Raw genomic sequence first — 455 nt, forward strand, 5'->3', positions numbered from 1 at the left:
AAAAATGGCGCAAGTGTGCAGCATTGTCCCTTAAATTGTGAAGAATTTGTGAGACACCCACCCCAAATTGGCATACAGGATGTGCGCCGTCTACCTTTAGGTAATACTCAATGGATGAGGTAATGAATTATGCCAACAGCAAGGAAGAGACAGGTCAGCTTATCGGATACCAAATACTACCACTGCATTTCCCGGTGTGTGCGGCGCGCATTTTTGTGTGGTGAAGACCGTTTAACGGGTAAGTCTTATGAGCATCGACGAGATTGGGTGGAAGAAAAACTGCTGGCTCTTGCCAAGGTGTTTTGTATTGAGGTGTGTGGTTATGCGGTGATGAGCAATCACACGCATCTTGTGTTGTATGTGGATAATAAGAAGGCTGAACGGTTGTCAGATAAAGCGATAGTGATTCGCTGGCATAAGTTATTTAAGGGAAGCTGGCTGACTCAAAAGTTCAT

General features: G+C 44.8%; 1 pseudogene. It reads left to right on the plus strand.

The features are described 5' to 3' along the window. Window positions 1–129: 129 nt before the first annotated feature. Window positions 130–455, plus strand: a pseudogene (locus tag CWB98_RS23205) (transposase); the annotation flags it as partial.

The sequence above is a fragment of the Pseudoalteromonas rubra genome (assembly GCF_005887115.1).
In the GTDB taxonomy this organism is placed as follows: domain Bacteria; phylum Pseudomonadota; class Gammaproteobacteria; order Enterobacterales; family Alteromonadaceae; genus Pseudoalteromonas; species Pseudoalteromonas rubra_F.